Consider the following 20,306-nt stretch of genomic DNA (forward strand, 5'->3'; position numbering starts at 1 on the left):
CTCAATCCTCGCCGAAGCGGTTCTGCACCAGCTGCGTGAGCGCGTCCACCGCCTCGCGCGCGTCGTCGCCCGAGGCGCGGATGCGCACTTCCGAACCGCACTCCGCCGCCAGCATCATCACCCCCATGATGCTCTTGCCGCTGACCTCCACGTCGTCCTTGCCGATGAACACCTCGGACTGGAAGCGGTTGGCCAGCTTGACGAATTCCGCGGCGGGACGGGCGTGCAGCCCGTACCGGTTCACGATGGTGACCTGGTTGGTGTGTTCCATCCCGTTCACGTTCACGTTCACGAGTTGCTCGCCAGCACCACGCCGGCGATGAGCAGAGCCGTAAGGCCAATTCCCGCCACCATCCGCACCCGCGGGCCCAGCATCACGCCCGCGACGAGGGCGATCACGCCCAGCGCCATGTAGTCCCATCCGCCGCGCCCGCCGGAGCCCACCGCCAGCACGGCGGCGAACCCGGCCAGCACCGCGCCCACGTCCGACGCGCGCTCGCCCATGCGCTCAAAGGGCGCCTCGCGAAGGGCCCGGGCCACCTGCAGCCCTTCGGAAAGCCCCGTCCGCAGCCCCCACACGCGCATCCACAGGTGCAGCGCGTTGTAGCTCGCCACAAAGGCCAGCACCGCCAGCCACCAGGGCAGCCCGGCCAGCAGCAGCGCCACCATCAGCAGCGCCGTCGTGGGCCGCCAGACGAGCCACACCAGGCGGTCGCCCAGCGAACCCAGCGAGCCGCGCACCGCCGCCTTGAAGCGGCCGATCAGCTCCGGCGGGGCGCCGTCCGCCTCCAGCCGCGCAATGGCGCCGGCGGCCAGCGTGGCCAGGTACGGGTGCGCGTTGAACAACTCGGCGTGCCGGGCCGTGGCCTCGCGCAGGCGGGCCGTGTCCGCTCCGTACAGGTGGCGCAGGGCGGGCGCCAGAACGAACGCCATTCCCGTGCCGATCAGCGTACGGTAGTTCCACGATCCCTGCACCGCAAAGCTGCGCAGAAGCATGGCGCGGCGCACCCCGCGCGGCAGCCCGTTCACCTCAGCCACAGCAGCAGCGCCCCCGCGGCGGCGCCCGCGGCAAAGAGCGGCAGCCGGCGCCGGCCAAAGAGCCGCAGCGCCGAAGCCAGCGCCGCCGCGGCGGACAGGGCCAGCGCGGGGCGCGTCCACGTTTCGCGGAACGGAATCCACCCCAGCGTTTCCAGCAGCGTGCCGAGGAGCAGCAGTCCGGCCAAGGTCAGCAGCGTGCCCCGCGCCGCGTCAATCCACAGCGCCCGCCAGTGCAGCCGCTCCACCACAGCGGGGTCCAGCGGCCCCGCCGCGGGGACGGCGAAGCGGGCGTTGGCGCGGCGCAGCACGTCCACGGTGCGACCGCCCACCCATCCCCACGCCATCGAAAACACGACGCACGCCATCAGCGCGACGGTGCTGTCCGTGGACCCGGCGAAGGCGCCCGCGGCCGCGACGGCGGCGGGGCCGGCTTCCGGGTAGCGCGACGCGCCCACGGGGAGCACGGCCAGGTGCAGCGCCTCCAGCAGCAGCCCGGTGGCGATCCCCGCGGCGGGGTTGCCGGCCACGATCCCCGCCAGCCCGGCGGCCACCAATGGCCGCGACAGCATGAACTGCCCCAGCGAGGTGGCGTCCAGCGCCAGCAGGCCGCCCAGCAGGCTCAGCAGCGCCAGGGTGAGGAGATCGGGGATCACGGGTTCGCTATTCGGCCAGCAGCTGGTCCAGCCCCACGCGGCTGCTTCCGGGCAGGTCGCGCGCGGACACCTTTGCGCCCGTGGCGGCGATGGCGCGCAGGGCGTCGTCGTCGCCCGGGCCCAGGTGCAGGTACGGAAGCACGCGCCGCCGCCCCTCGCCGTCGTGAATGCCGCCCAGGTTCACTTCCTCGCCCTGCAGCCCGCCGCCGTCGGCAAGCCTGCGGGCGGTCTGAACGTCGCGCACCAGGACGATGATGCGGCGCTGCCCGCCGCGCCACCCGGCCAGCTGCCCGCGGGCGGCGTCCACGGTGGCGAAGTCGGCCTCGATCTCCGGCGGCACGCCCAGGCAGTACAGCTCCTGCTCCCACGGACTGGCGGCGATGGCGTCGTCGGCCACCACGATGCGGTCGGCGTGAAGCGGGCCTCCCCACCCCACCACGACCTGCCCGTGGATCAGGCGCTCGTCAACGCGAAGCAGCACGATCGGCATGCACCGCACTTTCCCGGCACTGGCCGGTGATCGCGGCCTGCCCCTTGGCGACCAGACGGTCCACCAGTTCCGGAAGGGGCAGGTCGCGGTGAAAGACAAAGTCCAGCAGCATGGGCAGGTTCACGCCGCAGACCACGGCCGTGGCGGCCCGGTCCACCGACAGGCGGCGCGCGGCAAAGGCGCACGAGCCGCTGGGCAGGTCCGTAAAGATGATCCCCGGCCCGTCGCCCAGCGCCGCCAGCACGTTGCGCTGCAGCGACTCCGGGCCGCACCCCTCGTTGCTGACCGCGGTCAGCGCATCCTCGTCGGCGCCGGCGATCTGCCGGACGGACTGCACCAGCCCCTGCGCCAGCGATGCGTGGCTCACGACCAGCCCCCGCACGGGCTCACTCATAATCTTCCTCCAGGTAGTCCGACGTCCCCCCCATGCGGGCCTGAAGCCGCTGGTTGAAGAGCCGGGCCGTATCGATCCCCGAATATTTCAGCAGGTGGTTCATGGCCACCACCTCGCAGACCACGGTAATGTTCTTTCCCGGCACCAGCGGCACGGTCACTTTGGGGACGGGAACGCCCAGGATGTCCATCGTCCGGGTGTCCAGCCCCGTGCGGTCATACACCGCGTGCTCGTCCCAGATCTCCAGTTGCACCACGACCTCGATGCGCTTCTGCTGGCGGATGGCGCGAATTCCGAACATGGTGCGGATGTCGATGATGCCGACGCCGCGGATTTCCATGTGGTGGCGCTGCAGGTCGTGACCCTTGCCGATCAGGATCTCGTTGCCGCGCCGCGTGATCATCACCAGGTCGTCGGCCACCAGGCGGTGGCCGCGTTCCACGAGGTCCAGCACCGTCTCGCTCTTGCCGATCCCGCTCTTGCCCACGAAGAGGAGGCCCACGCCGTACACGTCGGCCAGCGAGCCGTGCAGCGTGGTGCGCGGCGCGAAGCGTTCTTCCAGAAACGGCTTGATGCGCGTGTAGAAGTCGGCCGTCTTGAGCGCGGTGCGGATCACGGGCGTGCCGCTGGCATTGGCCAGCTCCAGCAGCGGCTCGGGCGGTTCCTGCCCCTTGGTGATGAACACCACGGGGATGTTGAACGCCAGAAAGGTGACCAGCGCCGCGCGCCGCCGGTCGTCGTCCAGCGACTCCAGGAAGGCGACTTCGGTTTCCCCCAGCACCTGCATGCGCTCGTGGGGAAAGCGCTCGGTGTATCCGGTGAGCACCAGCCCGGGCGAGCTCACGTCGGGCGTCTGAATGGCGCGCGACAGGCCGCGCTCGTCCGTAAGCAGCTCCAGCGCGAGCGAATCCCGTTTGGAGCTCAGCAGGTCGTCGACCGTCAAGGACCGCCCTCGTGCAGGTGTTGGTTGGATGCGCCCACAGGATAACGCCCCGTCCACGGCCGCACCATGCCCGGAGGGGTGTGATGCAGGAATCGGGCGGGGACGACGGGATGGAGGGGCGGATGCGGATGAGTGGGATGCGTCTCGATGGAGATCCCCGAATGCGGATGCACCCCTCACCCCCCGGCCCCCTCTCCCGCAAGCGGGAGAGGGGGAGACCTCAGCGCGCGCGGGGGCTTCGGCGCGGATGGCCGGCGTCCACTCGGCGGAGATTTGAGCGGGTCCGTGCGTCCCGGCGGGCATTGGCGCGGCGGCAGGCAGCCCTCACCCCCTGCCCCCTCTCCCGCAGGCGGGAGAGGGGGAGACCATAGCGCGCGCGGAGGTTTCGGCGCGGGATGGCCGGCGTCCGCTCAGCTGAGGCAGCCTCACAAGACCATGCGGCGCAACAACATGTCATCCTGAGGGAGCGTGCACCGTGCCCTCCCCCGCGCCGAATCATGCGCGACCGAAGGATCTACTATCCGCGGAGCCAACGTCGCGAGTAGCACGAGGGCTACCGCCAGCCCCGTTACAACTCGCCCGCGCCGCCCAAAGGCAGATCGAGCGCGAGCGGCGGCGCGCCAGAACAATCCAGACACTGCACGTTGACGAAAAACGACGCGTGACGTACGTTCGCACCCCTGTCCCGCCGACGTGCTGCCGCCCGAACCTCCGCACGAATGCTGCGCCTTTCCTGCTGCTGGCCGCTGCTTCTGCTGCTTGCAGCGGCCTGCGGAACAGCTGAATCCGTACACGATCCGTCCCGGTTTCCCGAAGCGGGCAGTCGCCGCGGCCGGGCGATCGCGCTGCGGGAGGTCGCCACATCGCCGTCCGACGCGGCCTTCACCGCCATCGACGCGCTCGACGTGGATTCGCGCGGTGCGATCTACGTTCCCGACATGTACCAGACCCGGATTACGGTTCTGGATGCAACGGGCAAGGTGCTACGCGCGTTCGGGCGCCGTGGAAGCGGGCCCGGCGAATTCCGCAGCATCCGGGGCGTTCAGGTGCTCGCCGGGGACAGTCTCCTCGCCTACGATCCCACGCTCGGCCGCATTACCGTGTTCGCGCCCGGATCGGATCAGGCGGCGTACAGCGTCAGCCTGGCGGGAAAGCTGCCCGGCCCGATGCCGTTCGAGGTGCGCCGCACCGCGGACAACTCCGCGCTCGTCGCGCTTTTCCGGCCGCAGTTCCAGTTCGTGGCCGGAGCGGACTTCAGCGCGCGCAAGGACCTCGTGCGGCTGCTGGCGCTGGACGGCGCGCCGCAACGGGACCTGCTGGAATTTCCCTCCCGATCGTTTCTGGTGGCGGAGAACTCAGTGATGCCGCACCCTTTCGGGCACGAGGGTTTTGCGCTGCTGGATTCAGGCAATCATCTGCACTTCATCTGGTCTGACTCGCTGGGCGTGGCCCGGTACGACCTGGAAGGACGACGGATCGGCGGGTTCAGCCTGCCGTACACTGCCCCGCCGCTCACGCCCGACGACCATCGCGATGCCCTGGCCGCGATCCCCGAGCAGGTGAGAGCGCGGTTCACCCCGGTGCTGCGCGACTCGCTCCCCAGCCGCTGGCCCGCCGTCCGCGGCGCGGTCATGGACGACCGGGACCGGATCTGGGTGGCTCTGGGTGCCAGTGCGCGGCAGCCTTCCGAATGGGCCGCCTTTTCGGTGGATGGCGCGTACCTGGGCTCCATGCTGGTTCCCGCTGGCAGTGAAGTCAGGCGCATTCGCGCGGATGGTCGCGTGTACGCCTCGCGGAACGATGAGGACGACGTACCCCACGTCGTCATCTACCAGATGGCCCGGCCCCTTCGCTGATGCGCATCCGCCATCAGCATCATTCTCGTCCCGCGGAGGATTGCACCATGTTCAGATCATTGATGATGACAGGCGGGCTCCTGGTCGCGTTCGTGGCCGGCGCGCATTCGTCCGCGGCCGCACAGCGCGTGGATCCCAACCTGGTGATCGACCTGCATGTGAACGCCGAAGCGGAGAACCGCGCGCTGGACGGATCGGTGATCGAGGGCCGCCGGTTCCGGCTGACCTTCAAGGGGAATGGCACGTACGAGATTTCCCCCGTCCGGACCAGCGCACAGAACCGCACGTTCCGTCTGACCATCTACAAGGGACCCGAGGGCGCCGCGACGGAGACGCTGCGGGTCGTGGAACACGTGGACGTTCGCGAAGGCGTTCCCGCCGTGATCCCGTCCATGCCCACCGTTTCGGTGGTCGTCGACGGAACGCGCCAGCGCCAAGCCGCGGCCGCCGGCGCGCCAGCCCTTTATCAGACCGCGGCCATGCGTTCCGCGGTGTCCGACGGATTCCGCACCCGGCTGTTCGGCGAGTGCTGCATCACCTGCGGCAATGTTTCGGCATGCGGCTGTGCGGTGGGCATGAGCTGCGGCTCGTGCTGCTCTGACGGCTGCTGCCGCCCCACGGATCCCCCCATCGACAACCCGAGCCGCGTCGCGACGATGAACCTTCGCCCGCGGTCGTTTGCCCAGTTGATTGGCCGCTGCGGAAAGCAGGTCAAGGATTCGGAACGGCTCCTTACGCCGCGTGCGGCGCGCACGGTGATCGCAAGCCGCTGAGCCCATCTCCGGCACAAAAGGACCGAGCCGCGGGAACCCGTGGCTCGGTCCTTTTTTCCTGGCGGCAGCGCGGGAGTCTTGGCCGGAAAGTTGGGGCACACTGGCGAGAGCCGGACGAGGTTCGCGCTCTACCCTCCGACGCCGCCGATCGGCAGTTCGAGCGTGAGTGACCCATCGATGCTGGTACCCATCCGGGCCTGGCCGAAGGGGCACAGGTCCAGTACCGGACAGCGGTGGCACGCCGGGTTGCGGAAAAAGCAGCAGCGCTGGCCGTGCAGCATCAGCGCCTCGTGGTTGTCGTACACCTGCTGCGCGTTCCAATCCGGCGGAAGCTGCGACTCCAGCAGCCGGTGCGCGGGCCCCACCGCCACGTTGGCGCCGATCAGCGCAAGCCGCTGCGCCACGCGGTGATGATGGCTGTCCACCGGCAGCGCGGGCATGCGCAGGTTGCTGAACAGGAGCACCGCCGCGCTCGTCTTGGGCCCGATGCCGGTAATCGATTCCAGCCACTCACGCGCTTCCTTCACCGCCAGCGTCCCCAGAAAGTCGAGCGACAGGTCGCCGGCGCGGCGGGAGGTGATCTCCCTCAGCACCTCCTGAATGCGCGGGGCTTTCTGTTCCGGCCACGTCGCGGGCGAGATCGCCCCCTCCACCTCCGCGGTGGGCGCATCACGCACCTGCGCCCACTCCGGAAAGCGCGCGCGAAGCTGCTTGAACGCACGCCCCGAGTCGCTGTTCTTGGTTCGATGGCTGAGCAGCGATGAAATCAGTTCGCTCAGCGGATCGAAATGGTGGAAGTACGGGATCGGGCACCCGTACGTGGCACACAGGCGGTCGTGGACGACCAAGGCCTTTTCGCGGAGTTCGGCAGGCGTATTCATGGGCCGCAACGTTTTGCAAACCCTGCGCCCACTTTGTGTACTTTCAGCGTGAACGGCTCAGTGCCATGCTCGTTTTCACGCTACGAGCAACTCGCCACGGCGTTCATGGGCGCGTAGCTCTGCGCGTGCGGAGCATCCTGAAGGTGCCGCACCAACGGCGGGAAGCCTCACGGTACCGCTGTGAGGCTTCCCCTGCACGAACCAGCTGAAGCCGGCGCGAACATCATGAACGCGTATTGGTTCTCAGCGACACGATCGCTGATCGAGGGAAGGCCGGAGGGCGAGCCGTGCTCCCCGCGACCTCCGCGCACCCCGCGGCCCCCGCGTGAGAGGCCGTGAAGGCCCGGCGCCCCGCGGGTTCTCGGGACGCGATCAGGGGCTGGCGAGCGCGTACCGGCACACGCGCGGGCCCAGGCCGAGCGCCATCGCCTCCGGCCGCGTATCCACCTCATCCACGAGCGCGAACCCGGCGCTCTCCACCACCCTGCGCGACGCAATGTTGTCCGGCTCAATCAGGGTCCAGAGCGGCGCGATCCCGCTCGTTCGCGCCAAGCCGGCGATCAACCGCACCGCACGGACCGCGTAGCCATTGCGGCGGTGCTCCTCATCCACCTCGTAGCCCGCGTGGCCCACGGCGCGGAGGATGGCGGGATCACTCGTCGCGCGCAGGTGGATGCGGCCCACGCGCAGCCCGTCCGCGCGGCGGTGGATGGCGAAACGGTACTCGAGCGCGGGGGAGAGGAAGCGCGCCTCGGGCGGCCGCGCGGATACATCGCCCGGCGCGAGGATGCGGATCAGGCGCAGTTCGACGGTATCGTCCGACAGCACCGCATCCACCGGAAGCGAGTGCGTGGAGGGTTCGCCGGACATGAGTTCGGAGGTGCGGGAGGCGTCGTGAAGTGAGGCGATTGAGCCGGGTTACTGCTTCGCGGATGCGGCCGCCTGCAGGTGCGCTTCAGTGCGCTCGGCGGCTCGGTCCCATGAGAGCGTCTGGGCGAACGCGTGCGCGCCCGATCCGAGCGACTCTACGCGTGCGGGGTCGCGGGCCAGCGACGCGAGCGCGTCAGCCAGCTTGTCCGCGTCGCCGTAGGGGACGAGCAGGCCGGTGCGGTCGTGGATCACCGATTCGCGCAGGCCGGGGGAGTCCGCGGCCACGGCGGGCGTTCCGCACGCGCCGGCCTCGATGTTGGTGATCCCCCACCCTTCCTTGGGCGAGGCGAGAACCGCGGCCCAGCTCGTCCGCAGCAGATCGCGCTTCTGCTCCTCGCTCACGAATCCCTCGAAGCGCACCGCATCGCCCAGGCCCAGCCGCTCCACCTGCGCGCGGAGTTCGGCCTCCTCACTCCCCCGCCCGGCGATGCGCAGCGTGGCATCCACCCCGCGCTGGCGGACGCGGTGCAGCCCATCGATCACCAGATCCACCCGCTTGTACTTCTTGAGCCGGCCCACGTAGACGAACGACGGCCGCGGAGTGCGCGCGATGGCGGGATCCGGGGTGAAGAAGCCGAGATCGACGCCGTTGTGAATGACGGAGATGTCGTCGCGCCGCAGCCCGCGCGCGACCAGATCGTCGGCGGTGCTTTCGGAGACGGCCTGCGTGGGAAGGCCGCGGTACACGGCGGGGATGGGGCGTTCCAGCAGCCAGGTGGCCGCGGCGAACGGCGCGGAGGCCTCGCGGAACGCCGTCGCGCCGAACAGGTGGTGGACGAGGAGGACGAGCGGGCGGCGCACCCAGAGCGGGGTGAAGAGCGGGACCTTGTTCAGGTCCTCCACCACCACGTCCCACGCGTCATTCGCCAGATGCCGGCGGTAGAACGCGGGCGCGGCGAGCGAAAAGGTGTTGCGCCCGCCGGTGCGGTGGATGCGCATTCCGTCCGTCTCGGCGGCGGGCGCGGCGCCGGGCCAGCCGGAAACGAGCGCGTGCACCGTGTGCCCGCGCCGCGCCAGCCGGCCAAAGATTTCGTGCAGGTGGGTTTCCGCGCCGCCGGACTGCGGGTTGGCGAGGTCCTGCCAGTTCAGGACCAGGATCTTCACGCCTGGCCGGGCTCGGCGGGGTTCAGGCGGCGCATGACGGCGTCCAGCACGCCGTTCACAAAGCGCGGGCTCTCGTTGGTCCCATACTTTTCCGCCAGGTTCACCGCTTCCCGGATGGCCATGCGGGGCGCCACCTCATCCACGAACATCATTTCCGCCGTCCCCAGCCGCAGAATGGCGCGGTCGATGACGGACAGCCGGCTCATGCGCCAGTTGGTGAGCGACTCCTCGATCGCGCGGTCGATGCGCGGAAGGTTGGTCGCCACCAGGCGCACGAGCACCTCGGCGAACGGGCGGTTCTCCGGCGAGACGCGCAGGTTGGTCACCAGGTCGGAGAGGGTGGCGATGGCCTCGGCCGGGTCGCCGCCCTTCTGCTCCCACGCGTACAGCGCCTGCAGCGCCCAACCGCGCGCGCGGCTGCGATGCTTCACCGCGCCTCCTTGGTGCCCAGTCGGGTGTACAGGTCGCTCATTTCCATGGCGACCATCGCCGCGTCCCAGCCCTTGTTGCCGGCCTTGGTGCCCGCGCGTTCAATGGCCTGCTCGATCGTCTCCGTCGTCAGCACGCCGAAGACGATGGGGACGCTGACCGAGGCGCCCACCGAAGCCGCGCCGTTTGCCGCCGCGCCCGCGACGTAGTCGAAGTGCGGCGTCGCGCCGCGGATCACGCAGCCCAGCGAGATGACGGCGTCAAAGCGTCCGCTTTCCGCCAGCATGCGAAGGGGTCCGGCGAGTTCCCAGGCGCCGGGCACCCAGACGGCCTCGATGTCGTCGTCCTGAACGCCGTGCTGCAGCAGGCAGTCGCGCGCGCCGGCCAGCAGTTGGCGGGTGATCATGTCGTTGAAGCGGCTGATGACGATGCCGAAGCGCTTGCCTTCGCCGCGGATCTGGCCGTGGATTTCGATCAAGGGAGTACGGGAGTGCGAGAAAGAAGTGCGTGAGTGCTGGGTGCGTTAGTGCGTGAGTGCGACCACAAGCACGAAAGTACGAAAGTACGAAAGTACGGAACCGCGGTTTTCGGCGCCCAAGCGCACGGAACTGGTGTGTGCTCCCTCTCCCACATCTGTTCGTGGGAGAGGGTCGTCGTGCGCAGCACGCGGGGTGAGGGCGTCACTCCGCCGCCCGCACGACAATCCGCATCGTGCCCAAGACCCACCGCCACCCAGCCGCGGAGCGGAGGCCGAGCACCGGGCCCCGAGCACTTTTCTGTCGCACTCACGCACCCCGCACCCCGCACTCACGCACTTCCCTTACGCCGCGTCGCCCTCGAGCGCCAGCATGTGCCCCATCCGGTCGCGCTTGGTGCGCAGGTAGCCGCTGTTGTGCTCGTTGGGCTCCACCGTCAGCGGAAGCTGCTCCACCACCGACAGTCCGTATCCGTCCATCCCCACGATCTTCTTGGGGTTGTTGGTCAGGATGCGCACCGTCGACAAGCCGAGGTCGAGCAGGATCTGCGCCCCGATGCCGTACTCGCGCAGGTCCGCGCGGAAGCCGAGCGCCTCGTTGGCCTCCACCGTGTCCATCCCCTGGTCCTGCAGGTTGTACGCGCGAAGCTTCTGCACCAGCCCGATGCCGCGCCCCTCCTGCCGCAGGTAGACGATGGCGCCGCTGCCCTCCTTGTCGATCTGCCGCATGGCGCAGTCCAGCTGCTCGCCGCAGTCGCAGCGCAGCGAGTGAAAGACGTCGCCGGTGAGACACTCGGAGTGCATGCGCACCAGCACGTTCTCCATCCCCTCCACCTCGCCCTTGACCATGGCGACGTGCTCGTACTGGTCCACGTCGTTGCGGTAGGCGATGATGCGCCAGTCGCCCGTGGGCGTGGGGATGGTGGCCTCGGCCTCGCGCCGCACCAGCCGCTCGCGCTTCAGGCGGTAGGCCACGATCTGCGCGACGGTGATGAACTTCAGCCCGTGCCTGGCGGCGAACTCCTCCAGCTGCGGACGGCGCGCCATCGTTCCGTCGTCGTTCAGGATCTCGCAGATGACGCCCGCGGGCTGCAGCCCGGCCAGGCGCGCCAGATCCACCGACGCCTCCGTCTGCCCCACCCGCCGCAGCACGCCGCCTGCGCGCGCGCGGAGGGGAAAGATGTGCCCGGGGCGGCGCAGATCCGACGGCTTCGTGGCCGGATCCATCGCCACGAGGATGGTCTTGGCCCGGTCCGAGGCGCTGATCCCCGTGGTCACGCCGAACTTCTGCGCGGCATCGATGGACACCGTGAACGCTGTTCCCAGCGCCTCGGTGTTCACGTCGCTCATCTGCTTCAGTTCCAGTTCGTCCGCGCGTTCCGCCGTAAGCGCCAGGCAGATGAGGCCGCGGCCGTACGTGGCCATGAAGTTGATGATTTCCGGCGTGATCGCGCCGGCCGCGCACACGAGGTCGCCCTCGTTTTCACGGTTTTCGTCATCGGCCACAATCACCATCTTGCCGTCGCGGATGTCCTGCAGCGCGGCGTCTATCGTATCGAACGGCATGGCTGTTTCTCTCGCCGTAACCCTGAAATGCGTCTGCGGGCGGAGTTTCCGCCCTTGGGCCCGCCGCGATGAAAGCACGGCGAACCGGTTGTACACCGCACGCGCGATCTCGGCGATGACCTTCTCTTCCGCGGCGTTCGTCGCGTGTGGATCAGCGGATGAACACCGCCAGCGCCACGCGCGAGCCGTCCGGCGGCGTAATCAGCCCCGCGTCATTCGTGGAGCGCCGATGGGGCCCGTCCCGTCGTGTCGGCGCTGGGCGCCAGCGTGTCCGCCGCGGCGGGATGCGCCGCCTTCGCCGACTCCGCCGCGAGATCGGCCTCGTACTTCAGGCGCAGATCGCGGTCCGGCTCCGGTATTTCGCACGCGGCCAGCAGCAGCGCGCCGCCGGCCGCGAGCCGAAGCTTCACGCGTAGCCCCACGCTTCGCGGATGGCGGCGGCGTCCGCCTGCATCTCGCCCGGTACGGTGCCCCGCCCCGGTGCGCCCAGCAGGTTGCGGACGAACTTGCCGATCATGTCGCCTTCCACGTTGACCGCGGTGCCCTCGCGCAGGTCGCCGATGGAGGTGTGCTCCCAGGTGAACGGGATGATGCTGACCTGGCAGACGCCCGGCGCCGGCAGATCATTCACGGTCAGGCTGATGCCGTTGAGCGTGATGGAGCCGTGCAGCACGGTGACGCCCGTGACTTCCTGCGGCAACGTGAAGTCGATGAGCGTAAGTTCCTCGCGCGGCTCGATGCGCGTCACCTGCCCCACGCCGTCCACGTGCCCGGCGACCAGATGGCCGCCCAGCCGCGCGCCGAACGCCAGCGCGCGCTCCAGGTTCACCCGCTGCCCCACGCGGAACCCGCCAAAGGTGGTGCGCTCCAGCGTGGTGCCGATGGCCTGCACGGTAAAGCCGCCCTCCAGGATGGAGGTGACCGTGAGGCAGGCGCCCTCGATGCTGGCGCTGTCGCCCAGCCCCATGCCGTCCAGCACCCGGCTGGCGTGCACGGTAAAGATGACGCCGTTTCCGGCGGGCTCCACGGCGGCGATGGTGCCGACTTCTTCTACGATCCCGGTGAACACGTGCGTTGCCCTCGCGTGCCAGTGCCTGCGGTGCCTGAACAGCAGCGCGCCCGCGCGATACCCGCGCGGGCGCAAAGTTACCAGACACGGACGGAGATGGCGAGGGGCGGGTGCAACTTGGTCCGCGGGCAGGACGGGGCACGTCCGCGCGAGGGGCGTCCCGTCGGTGGCCCTCACCCCGCGTGCTGCGCACGGCGACCCTCTCCCACGAACGGATGTGGGAGAGGGAGCACACCCCGGTTCCGTGCGGATCGGAAAGATTGGTCGCGTCCGACGCCTCGCGGGACCCCTCCCCCGGCCCCTCCCCGTGCAAACTGCCGCACGGAGAGGGGGGGAATTCACACCGGACCCGCCGGCCTCGATGTGGTTGAAGCCCCGAACCGGACGCGGCAGCGGCCGGTGTCGGGGCTTTGCGCTGTCTGAGCGGGGATTCATTCGCTCAGGAGACCCGCCCCCACGCGGCACTTTCCTGCACCATGCCCGTTCGTGAGATGCCGTCGACCTGGTTGCGCAGGCTCACCCGGCTCTACCGCCGCGCGAGGGTGATCCGCGTGTCCGCGCCGAAGGTGTCGGTCGCGAGGCGGCGCCAGCGCGGGGCGTCGGCGAGCGCGGGATTGGGGATCGTGCCGAACGGAGCCCCTCCATCAGGACCGATGAGGACCGGCGCGTAGAACAGGTACATCCGGTCCACCACGTCCGCCGCGAGCAGGGCGGAGGCGAACGCCGCCCCTCCCTCCACGAACATCGATCCTGCCCCCGCCCCGCGCAGGGCCCGCAGCTGCGCCGCCAGCCCGTCCGCCGCCACGACGCGCACGCCCGCGGCTTCCAGCGCGTCGCGGCGGCCCGCGTCCGCGTCCGGGGCACACACGGCCCAGACCGGCACCTCCGCCGCGGTGCGCACGAGCGCGGACGACAGCGGCAGGCGCAGCGATCGATCGAACACGATGCGCGCGGGCGCCACGCGCGGCACCACCGCGCCGCGCACCGTCAGCTGCGGATCATCCGCCAGCGCGGTGCCGATCCCGGCCGCCACGGCGTCGTAGCCCGCGCGCAGCCGATGCACCTCCGCGCGCGACTCCTCGCCGGTGATCCACACCGAACGGCCGTCCCGGTCCGCGATCCGCGCATCCAGCGACATCGCCAGCTTGAGGGCGATGAACGGCCGCTCCGTCCCGGCGAGCGAGTGCGTGTGAAAGAAGACGGCGTTCTGGTCACGCACCGCCCTTTCCTCCACGCCGCCCACGGCATCGATCCCCGCCTCGCGCAGCACCGATCCGCCGCCCGACGCGCGCGGGTTGGGATCGAACCCGCCAAAGACGACGCGGCTGACCCCCGCAGCGATCAGCGCGTCCGTGCAGGGCGGCGTCTTGCCCCAGTGGCTGCACGGTTCCAGCGACACGTACGCCGTGGCGCCCTGCGCGGCCTCGCCCGCGGCGCGCAGGGCTTCCGGCTCCGCGTGCGGGCAGCCGTACTCCGTGTGCCAGCCCTCGCCCACGACGGAGCCGCCGCGCACGATCACACAGCCGACCATGGGGTTCGGCGCCGTGCGCCCCCATCCCCGCTCCGCCAGGGCCACCGCCCGCCGCATCCACTCGCGGTCCGTCTCCGAAATCCCGCTCACCGCAGTCTCCGCCCGAGAATCCAGTCCATCCCTCTACAAAGGAACACGCGGGACGGAGGCCGTGTGCCCCCATCCCGCGCGTCTTGATCCCGTGGTGTTACCGCCGGGCACCGGGCCCGCCTTGCCATCGCGCGTGCTACAGCGACAGCCGCGCGCCGATGCTGCCGAAGAACGTGCCCTGGTCCGGATCGAAGTCGCTGGTGCTGGGAAAGCCGGCAATGGCGTCGGCGCCCTGCATCCACCCCACCTCGCCCACCAGCGAGCCCACCAGCACCGTGTACGACAGGTCCAGGAACGCCGACCAGCGGTCGTTGTCCACCGTGACGTCGTTGAAGCGGTAGATCTGCTCCGTGCCCCCGAGGCCCGGGGCGCGGAAGGCGAAGTTGGCGTCCGTGTCGAACTGGTCGTATCCGACGCCGAGGGTGGCGCCGAGCCCCAGGAGGCGCTTGCTGGCTGCCAGCCGCCCGCTCCAGTTCGTCAGCCCGAAGCCGAGTTCGCCGAAGTCGCCGCCCGCCGCGCACGTGCTCTGGTTGCCCGAGGTCACAACCTCCGTCCCCTCGCACACCTCGCCGAAGCGCACGTCGCCCAGGTCGCGGTACATCAGCGAAAGGGACACGCCCGGCGTGACGAACGATTCGCGCACCAGCCCCACGCGCGCGCCCGCGCCCCAGGAGTACGCGTTGTCGCCGAAGTCGTCGCCGGCGAGGGAAAGCGGGAGCACCGTCACGCTCCCCAGCAGGTCTATGGCGCCGAATCCGCCGATCATGGGCGCCACGCTGAAGCCCTGCGTGAGGCCGACGGAAACATTCGCGCCCACGGCCGGGGCCGGCACGCTGAACTCGTCCGTCTGCACCTCGCCGCCGCTCGTGCGCACGTCGCGGATGTCGGGAAGGCGCGCGCCCACCACGTTCACGCGGCCGGTAAGGCTCACGCGCGGCAGAATGCCCAGCCGCACGCCGCCGGTGCTGGCCGTGCCCAGCGTGGGGTTGCCGCCCGCCAGCAGAATGCCCAGCTGCGGCTGCGCGGCGTCCACGGCCTGCGCCACCGCGGCGCAGCGGCCGCCCACCTCGGACTTGGAAAAGCTGGCGCACACCGACTCGATGTTGCCCTGCGCGGCGAGCGGGCTCGCGATCAGCGCGGCCGCCGCGGCCGAAATCATCCACCGGTTGGTCATGGTCATTCTCCGCTCAGAATCACGTCACGCGCGCCGGGAACGATCTCCCCCGCGATCCACGCCGTTTCCCCCGCCGCAGCCAGGTCGCGCACCACCGCGTCCGCGTCCGGCGCGGGTACCACGGCCGCCATCCCCACGCCCATGTTGAAGGCGCGGAACATCTCGTCGCGCGCCACCCCGCCCTCGCGCCGCAGCACGCGAAAGACGGAGGGCACCGTCCAACTGGACAGGTCGAACCGCGCCGCGGCGCCGTCCGGCAGAATGCGCGGCACGTTGTCCACCAGCCCGCCGCCGGTGATGTGCGCCAGCCCGCGGATGCGTCCAGCCTCGATCAGCGGATACAACGATCGCAGGTAGGATTTGTGGACACGCAGCAGCACGTCGGCCACGCTCCCCTCCTCCTCCGGAAAGGCGTCATCCACCCCCAGCCCCATGCGGTCGAAGACGATGCGGCGGGCCAGCGAGTAGCCGTTGGTGTGCAGGCCATTCGACGCAACGGCGACGATGGCGTCGCCGGGCCGGATGGCGCGCCCGTCCAGCACGCGGTCCTCTTCCACCATCCCCACGATGGTCCCCGCGAGGTCGTACTCCCCCGCGGTGTACATGTCGGGCATCTCCGCCGTTTCCCCGCCCAGCAGCGCGCAGCCGTTGGCCCGGCACCCGCGCGCCACACCGGAAACCAGTTCCTCCACCACGCCCGGCTCCAGCTTTCCGACGCCGACGTAGTCCAGAAAGAAGAGCGGTTTCGCGCCTTGAACAAGGATGTCGTTGACGCAGTGGTTCACCAGGTCCTCGCCCACCGTGCCGTGCCGGCCGGCCATGAACGCGACCTTGAGCTTGGTGCCCACGCCGTCCGTGGACGCCACCAGCACCGGCTGCTTGGCGTCGCGCGGCACGCGGTACAGCCCGCCGAACGAGCCCAGCTCGGAAAGGGTGTCGGGCGTGGCGGTGGAGCGCACCATCGCCGCGACCCCCTTCATGGCCTGGTGCGCGGCGTCGATGTCGACGCCAGCGGCGGCATAGCTGAGTCCGGGCTGCTCAGACACCGGCGTTCACCGGGAGCTCAAAGACCGTCATCTGGTGGAACTGGCGGGTGCGCTCCTCGATCTCCTCGGCCGTAAGGTCCTTGAAGCGTTCGATGGAGAACGCCTCGACCGCGTACGAGCCCAGCACCGAGCCGTAGATCATGGCGCGGCGCAGGTCCGCGTCTTCCAGCCCGCCGGACTTGGCCACGTGCGCCATGAATCCGCCCGCGAACGCGTCGCCCGCGCCGGTGGGATCAAAAACGAGTTCCAGCGGAAAGCCGGGGGCGAAGAAGGTGGAGTTGGGCGTGAACAGGATGGCGCCGTGCTCGCCCTTCTTGATGATCAGGTAGCGGGGGCCGCGGTCCATGATCCACCGGGCGGCCTTGGTGAGGTTGTGCTCGCCGGAAAGCTGGCGCGCCTCGGCGTCGTTCACCATCAGCAGGTCCACGCGCTTGAGCAGGTCCAGCAGGCGCGTGTGCTTGATCTCGATCCACAGATTCATGGTGTCGCACGCCACGAACTTCGGCTTGCGCACCTGGTCCAGCACGCCGATCTGCAGGTCCGGATCGATGTTGCCCAGGAACACCCACTCCGCGTCCCGGAACTGCTCGGGGATCTTGGGGGCGAAGTCGGCGAACACGCCCAGGCGCGTTTCCAGCGTTTCGCGCGAGTTCAGGTCGTAGCTGTACACGCCCGACCAGCGGAAGCTTTCGCCCGCCGCGGTTTCCAGCCCGGCCAGGTCCACGCCGCGCTCCGCCAGAAAGGCGAGGGCGTCCGTGGGATAGTCGTCGCCCACCACGCCCACCAGCTGCACGGGGTGAAGCAGCGAGGCCGCGGCGGAAAAGAAGGTGGCCGAACCGCCCAGCGCGTCTTCTGCGCGGCCGAACGGGGTTTCGACGGTGTCGAGCGCTACGCTGCCGACGACAAGAAGGGACATGGGTCCGCTGTATCGGTGGATGGTCCGCACCCGCTCATGCGCGGGCGCGGGCAGTGAATTTGTGTTGATGAAAAGCGCCGCGGGGAGCCCTCACCCCGCGTGCTGCGCACGACGACCCTCTCCCACGAACGGATGTGGGAGAGGGAGCACACCCCAGAAGCGTGTGCTCCGGACAGGTCCGCGGCGGCGGGCTCCCCCTCCCCCCGGCCCCCTCGCCCCGCAAGCGGGGGAGGGAGAGAACTCAGCGCCGAGGCGGATCATGCCACGGAGGGCGATCTGTCGAGCGGTTGAAGCCCCGATCGTGGACGCGACAGCGGCCGCGAGTCGGGGCTTGGCGCTTTTTGAGCGGCGGATTCATCCGCTCAGGAGACCGTCCGCCGCGCCACGCTCTGCCTCCCGCACCGCATCCCGCGCCGCGACTCCGCTCACGCCTGATCTTCCACCACCCGCGCCGAATCCGCCGCCGCGAACAACCCTCCCCCAGTCCGTTTTGGGGGAGGGTGGGCCGGTGGTGCCGGCCCGGGTGGGGGCCGCCGTGAACTACGCCGCCTGCGCCTCGGCCGCGGGCTCTTCGTCGCGGTCCATGCGCTCCGGCGCGCTGATCCCCAGCACCGACAGGCCGTTGCGCAGCACCGTCTGCACGCCGCGGGCAAGCACCAACCGCGCGCGCGACTGCTCCGGCGACACGTCCGCGCCGATCACGCGCAGCGACGCGTCGCGGTTCCCCGCGTGGTACCACGAGTTCACCGCGCCCGCCACTTCTTCCAGGTACGAGCAGATGGAGTGCGGCGTGTGCGCCTCCGCCGAAATCGCGACTTCCTCGGGAAAGCGCATCATCAGCTTCACCAGGTCCGTCTCCGACTCGTGCGCCAGCAGCCCCAGGTCTGCCGACGCCGGATCCAGCGTGGACGCATCCACCTCCGCGCGGCGGAAAATGGACGACATGCGCGCGTAGGCGTACTGGACCTTGTAGACCGGGTTGCGGTCCGACTGCTCCAGCGCCAGATCCAGATCGAACGTCAGCTGCGCCTCGGCGCGGCGCATCAGAAAGAAGTAGCGCGCCACATCCACGCCCACTTCGTCGTACAGCTCGCGCATGGTGACGTAGTCGCCCGCGCGCTTGCTGAACTTGACCTCCTGGCCGCCGCGCATCACCAGCACCATCTGGTGCAGCACGTACTCGGGATAGCCGGTGGGCAGCCCCAGCGCCTGCAGCCCGGCGCGCACGCGGGCCGTGGTGCCGTGGTGATCGCTCCCCTGCACGTTGATGGCGCGATGGAACCCGCGCTCCCACTTGGTGACGTGGTAGGCCACGTCCGGCAGAAAGTACGTGGGATGTCCGGTGCTCTTGACCATCACGCGGTCCTTGTCGTCACCGAACTCCGTCGTCTTCAGCCAGACGGCGCCGTCCTTCTCGTACACGTACCCCGTCTCGCGCAGGCGGCGGATGGTATCCTCCACCCGGCCGCCGCTGTACAGCGACGATTCCAGGAAGTACTCGTCGAAGCGGACGCCGAAGCCGTCCAGGTCGCGGTTCTGCTCCTCGCGCAGCACGCGGACGGCGTACACGCGCATGGCGTCCATCGCCTCGGGCCCGTCATCGCCCTTGAAGCGCTCGCCGTGCTCGGCCACCATCTGCTGCGCGATTTCGCCCACGTAGCTGCCGTGGTAGCCGTCCGCGGGAAACTCGATCTCGGCGCCCACGGCCTGCTGGTAGCGGGCCCACACGCTGCGGGCCAGCTTGTTGATCTGCTCGCCCGCGTCGTTGTAGTAGAACTCGCGGTGCACCTTCCACCCGGACCACGCCAGCAGTTCGCTCACGGCGTCGCCCAGCGCGGCCTGCCGCCCGTGGCCGATGTGCAGCGGCCCGGTGGGGTTGGCGGAGACGAACTCCACATTCACGGCGCGCCCCTGCCCCGCGTCGGACCGGCCGAACGCGTCGCCTTCCGTGACGATGCGGGCCAGTCCGTCGCGCACGTAGCCGGTGGACAGGCGGAAGTTGATGAACCCCGGCCCGGCCACCTCGGCGCTGCTGATGCCCGCGGCCGCGTGGTCGATGCGTTCCACCAGGTCGTCCGCGATCTGCCGCGGCGAACGGCGCAGCGCCTTGCTGAGCGTCATGGCCACGTTGGTGGCCCAGTCGCCGTGCTCCGGGTGGCGCGGGCGCTCCAGGGCGACGGAGGGCGATTCCACGCCCATGCTGGCCAGGGCGCGTTCGATCTCCGCCTGCAGCGTATCTACGGCCATCTACTCGCTCTTGGGGCTCGGCTTGGATGCGGGCGCGGCGGCGGGCGCCGACTCGGCGGGCTTGGCCGCGGGCGCGTCGGACGCGGGCGCGCTGGACGAGCCGCCCTTGTCGCTTTCGGCGGCCTTCTTGTAGCCTTCGCCGCGCTGGTAGTCTGTGATGTAGAAGCCGCTGCCCTTGAACACCAGGCCGGCGCCGGCGGAAATGCGGCGCGGCGTCGGCGTTCCGCAGGCCGGACAATCGGCCACGGGCTCGTCGGACATCTTCTGGAACTTCTCGAAGTCGTTGCCGCAGTTGGGGCAGCGATATTCGTACGTGGGCATCCTGCGTTCCTGCCTGCGAGTGCTTGTACCAATTCGTCACAAACCCGCGTAACGTACCATCCGGAGCCGTGTGGGGCAACAGAAGTGCGTGAGTGCGGGGTGCGTGAGTGCGTGAGTGCGAACGGAAGTGCCCGGTGCCTGGTGCCCGGTGGGATGGCGGAGTTTGCGGGCGGCCCCCACCCGGGCCGGCACCACCGGCCCACCCTCCCCCAAAAAAGACTGGGGGAGGGTTGGGGCGCGGCGGCGGGTTCGGTGCCGGGAAGCGGAGTTGGGCGCGGCGGCGAATATCTGGAGCCAATAATCCGCCGCTCAACAGCGGGACCCCCTGACCCGGCGCTATTCGCGCGCCGTCCGGAGCTTTAACCGGAACGGACCCGCCC

22 protein-coding genes are annotated in these 20,306 nt (G+C 69.9%); 2 read left to right on the top strand and 20 right to left on the bottom strand.

Annotated features, from left to right (window positions below):
- Position 1 precedes the first annotated feature (1 nt).
- Genes HNQ61_RS06700 through hprK form a run of 6 tightly spaced genes read right to left on the bottom strand, consistent with a single transcriptional unit; the run spans position 2 to position 3,518 of the window.
- Entirely contained in the window at positions 2-271 is a 270-nt protein-coding gene (locus HNQ61_RS06700; protein ID WP_170040287.1) for an HPr family phosphocarrier protein, read from the bottom strand.
- Positions 272-288: 17 nt separating this feature from the next.
- Positions 289-1,038 carry a PTS system mannose/fructose/sorbose family transporter subunit IID gene (locus HNQ61_RS06705; protein ID WP_170036130.1) on the bottom strand — a complete coding sequence of 250 codons (750 nt, stop codon included), beginning with the start codon at positions 1,036-1,038 and terminating at the stop codon, positions 289-291.
- Positions 1,026-1,691 carry a PTS sugar transporter subunit IIC gene (locus HNQ61_RS06710; RefSeq protein ID WP_170036128.1) on the bottom strand — a complete coding sequence of 222 codons (666 nt, stop codon included), beginning with the start codon at positions 1,689-1,691 and terminating at the stop codon, positions 1,026-1,028. The genes HNQ61_RS06705 and HNQ61_RS06710 overlap by 13 nt, the downstream gene beginning before the upstream one ends.
- A 7-nt stretch (positions 1,692-1,698) precedes the next feature.
- Entirely contained in the window at positions 1,699-2,172 is a 474-nt protein-coding gene (locus HNQ61_RS06715; RefSeq protein WP_170036126.1) for a PTS sugar transporter subunit IIB, read from the bottom strand.
- Positions 2,156-2,575 carry a PTS sugar transporter subunit IIA gene (locus tag HNQ61_RS06720; protein WP_170036124.1) on the bottom strand — a complete coding sequence of 140 codons (420 nt, stop codon included), beginning with the start codon at positions 2,573-2,575 and terminating at the stop codon, positions 2,156-2,158. The genes HNQ61_RS06715 and HNQ61_RS06720 overlap by 17 nt, the downstream gene beginning before the upstream one ends.
- Complete coding sequence (hprK, locus tag HNQ61_RS06725; protein WP_170036122.1) at positions 2,568-3,518, bottom strand: HPr(Ser) kinase/phosphatase; 951 nt, start codon at positions 3,516-3,518, stop codon at positions 2,568-2,570. Before hprK ends, HNQ61_RS06720 begins: the two co-directional genes overlap by 8 nt.
- Before the next feature lie 719 nt (positions 3,519-4,237).
- Here hprK and HNQ61_RS06730 point away from each other — a divergent pair.
- Both HNQ61_RS06730 and HNQ61_RS06735 read left to right on the top strand, forming a co-directional pair.
- Entirely contained in the window at positions 4,238-5,374 is a 1,137-nt protein-coding gene (locus HNQ61_RS06730; RefSeq protein ID WP_170036120.1) for a 6-bladed beta-propeller, read from the top strand.
- A 47-nt stretch (positions 5,375-5,421) separates the two neighbouring features.
- Positions 5,422-6,147: a hypothetical protein gene (locus HNQ61_RS06735; protein ID WP_170036118.1), complete on the top strand. Its 726-nt coding sequence runs from the start codon at positions 5,422-5,424 to the stop codon at positions 6,145-6,147.
- Between the two features lie 128 nt (positions 6,148-6,275).
- Here the strand turns inward: HNQ61_RS06735 and HNQ61_RS06740 are convergent, their stop codons facing one another.
- The 14 genes from HNQ61_RS06740 to HNQ61_RS06805 all read right to left on the bottom strand — a co-directional run bounded on the left by HNQ61_RS06740 (position 6,276) and on the right by HNQ61_RS06805 (position 19,926).
- Positions 6,276-7,028, bottom strand: coding sequence for an endonuclease III domain-containing protein (locus tag HNQ61_RS06740; protein WP_170036116.1), 753 nt, complete (start codon positions 7,026-7,028; stop codon positions 6,276-6,278).
- Positions 7,029-7,400: 372 nt separating this feature from the next.
- Entirely contained in the window at positions 7,401-7,898 is a 498-nt protein-coding gene (locus HNQ61_RS06745; RefSeq protein ID WP_170036114.1) for a GNAT family N-acetyltransferase, read from the bottom strand.
- A gap of 48 nt (positions 7,899-7,946) precedes the next feature.
- The gene (locus tag HNQ61_RS06750) at positions 7,947-9,062 is read right to left on the bottom strand and encodes a glycosyltransferase (RefSeq protein WP_170036112.1); all 1,116 of its coding nucleotides are present in this window, start codon (positions 9,060-9,062) and stop codon (positions 7,947-7,949) included.
- Positions 9,059-9,493 (bottom strand): transcription antitermination factor NusB, encoded by a 435-nt coding sequence (gene nusB, locus HNQ61_RS06755; RefSeq protein WP_170036110.1) that lies wholly within the window; start codon positions 9,491-9,493, stop codon positions 9,059-9,061. The genes HNQ61_RS06750 and nusB overlap by 4 nt, the downstream gene beginning before the upstream one ends.
- Positions 9,490-9,969, bottom strand: coding sequence for a 6,7-dimethyl-8-ribityllumazine synthase (ribH, locus tag HNQ61_RS06760; protein WP_170036109.1), 480 nt, complete (start codon positions 9,967-9,969; stop codon positions 9,490-9,492). Before ribH ends, nusB begins: the two co-directional genes overlap by 4 nt.
- Before the next feature lie 342 nt (positions 9,970-10,311).
- Positions 10,312-11,532, bottom strand: coding sequence for a bifunctional 3,4-dihydroxy-2-butanone-4-phosphate synthase/GTP cyclohydrolase II (locus HNQ61_RS06765; RefSeq protein ID WP_170036108.1), 1,221 nt, complete (start codon positions 11,530-11,532; stop codon positions 10,312-10,314).
- A gap of 212 nt (positions 11,533-11,744) precedes the next feature.
- Positions 11,745-11,942, bottom strand: a complete 198-nt coding sequence (locus HNQ61_RS06770) for a hypothetical protein (protein ID WP_170036107.1) — start codon at positions 11,940-11,942, stop codon at positions 11,745-11,747.
- The gene (locus HNQ61_RS29510; protein WP_170036106.1) at positions 11,939-12,601 is read right to left on the bottom strand and encodes a riboflavin synthase; all 663 of its coding nucleotides are present in this window, start codon (positions 12,599-12,601) and stop codon (positions 11,939-11,941) included. Before HNQ61_RS29510 ends, HNQ61_RS06770 begins: the two co-directional genes overlap by 4 nt.
- A gap of 526 nt (positions 12,602-13,127) precedes the next feature.
- Complete coding sequence (ribD, locus tag HNQ61_RS06780) at positions 13,128-14,222, bottom strand: bifunctional diaminohydroxyphosphoribosylaminopyrimidine deaminase/5-amino-6-(5-phosphoribosylamino)uracil reductase RibD (RefSeq protein ID WP_205761778.1); 1,095 nt, start codon at positions 14,220-14,222, stop codon at positions 13,128-13,130.
- A 136-nt stretch (positions 14,223-14,358) separates the two neighbouring features.
- Positions 14,359-15,396 (bottom strand): hypothetical protein, encoded by a 1,038-nt coding sequence (locus HNQ61_RS06785; RefSeq protein WP_170036105.1) that lies wholly within the window; start codon positions 15,394-15,396, stop codon positions 14,359-14,361.
- A gap of 2 nt (positions 15,397-15,398) precedes the next feature.
- On the bottom strand, positions 15,399-16,442 hold the full coding sequence (gene purM, locus HNQ61_RS06790) for a phosphoribosylformylglycinamidine cyclo-ligase (RefSeq protein WP_170036104.1): 1,044 nt from the start codon (positions 16,440-16,442) through the stop codon (positions 15,399-15,401).
- The gene (locus HNQ61_RS06795) at positions 16,435-17,358 is read right to left on the bottom strand and encodes a PfkB family carbohydrate kinase (RefSeq protein ID WP_170036103.1); all 924 of its coding nucleotides are present in this window, start codon (positions 17,356-17,358) and stop codon (positions 16,435-16,437) included. The genes purM and HNQ61_RS06795 overlap by 8 nt, the downstream gene beginning before the upstream one ends.
- Before the next feature lie 540 nt (positions 17,359-17,898).
- Complete coding sequence (gene argS, locus HNQ61_RS06800) at positions 17,899-19,605, bottom strand: arginine--tRNA ligase (RefSeq protein ID WP_205761776.1); 1,707 nt, start codon at positions 19,603-19,605, stop codon at positions 17,899-17,901.
- On the bottom strand, positions 19,606-19,926 hold the full coding sequence (locus HNQ61_RS06805) for an FmdB family zinc ribbon protein (RefSeq protein ID WP_170036102.1): 321 nt from the start codon (positions 19,924-19,926) through the stop codon (positions 19,606-19,608). It lies immediately after the preceding gene.
- Between the last annotated feature and the right edge of the window lie 380 nt (positions 19,927-20,306).

The sequence above is a fragment of the Longimicrobium terrae genome (assembly GCF_014202995.1).
GTDB classification, from domain to species: Bacteria; Gemmatimonadota; Gemmatimonadetes; order Longimicrobiales; family Longimicrobiaceae; genus Longimicrobium; species Longimicrobium terrae.

Coding starts and splice junctions, on each gene's coding strand:
- HNQ61_RS06735 (WP_170036118.1), top strand. CDS start 5,422: ATGTTCAGATCATTGATGATGACAGGCGGGCTCCTGGTCGCGTTCGTG.
- HNQ61_RS06785 (WP_170036105.1), bottom strand. CDS start 15,396: ATGACCAACCGGTGGATGATTTCGGCCGCGGCGGCCGCGCTGATCGCG.
- HNQ61_RS06795 (WP_170036103.1), bottom strand. CDS start 17,358: ATGTCCCTTCTTGTCGTCGGCAGCGTAGCGCTCGACACCGTCGAAACC.
- HNQ61_RS06740 (WP_170036116.1), bottom strand. CDS start 7,028: ATGAATACGCCTGCCGAACTCCGCGAAAAGGCCTTGGTCGTCCACGAC.
- argS (WP_205761776.1), bottom strand. CDS start 19,605: ATGGCCGTAGATACGCTGCAGGCGGAGATCGAACGCGCCCTGGCCAGC.
- HNQ61_RS06745 (WP_170036114.1), bottom strand. CDS start 7,898: ATGTCCGGCGAACCCTCCACGCACTCGCTTCCGGTGGATGCGGTGCTG.
- HNQ61_RS06765 (WP_170036108.1), bottom strand. CDS start 11,532: ATGCCGTTCGATACGATAGACGCCGCGCTGCAGGACATCCGCGACGGC.
- HNQ61_RS06700 (WP_170040287.1), bottom strand. CDS start 271: ATGGAACACACCAACCAGGTCACCATCGTGAACCGGTACGGGCTGCAC.
- HNQ61_RS06720 (WP_170036124.1), bottom strand. CDS start 2,575: ATGAGTGAGCCCGTGCGGGGGCTGGTCGTGAGCCACGCATCGCTGGCG.
- HNQ61_RS06805 (WP_170036102.1), bottom strand. CDS start 19,926: ATGCCCACGTACGAATATCGCTGCCCCAACTGCGGCAACGACTTCGAG.
- HNQ61_RS06730 (WP_170036120.1), top strand. CDS start 4,238: ATGCTGCGCCTTTCCTGCTGCTGGCCGCTGCTTCTGCTGCTTGCAGCG.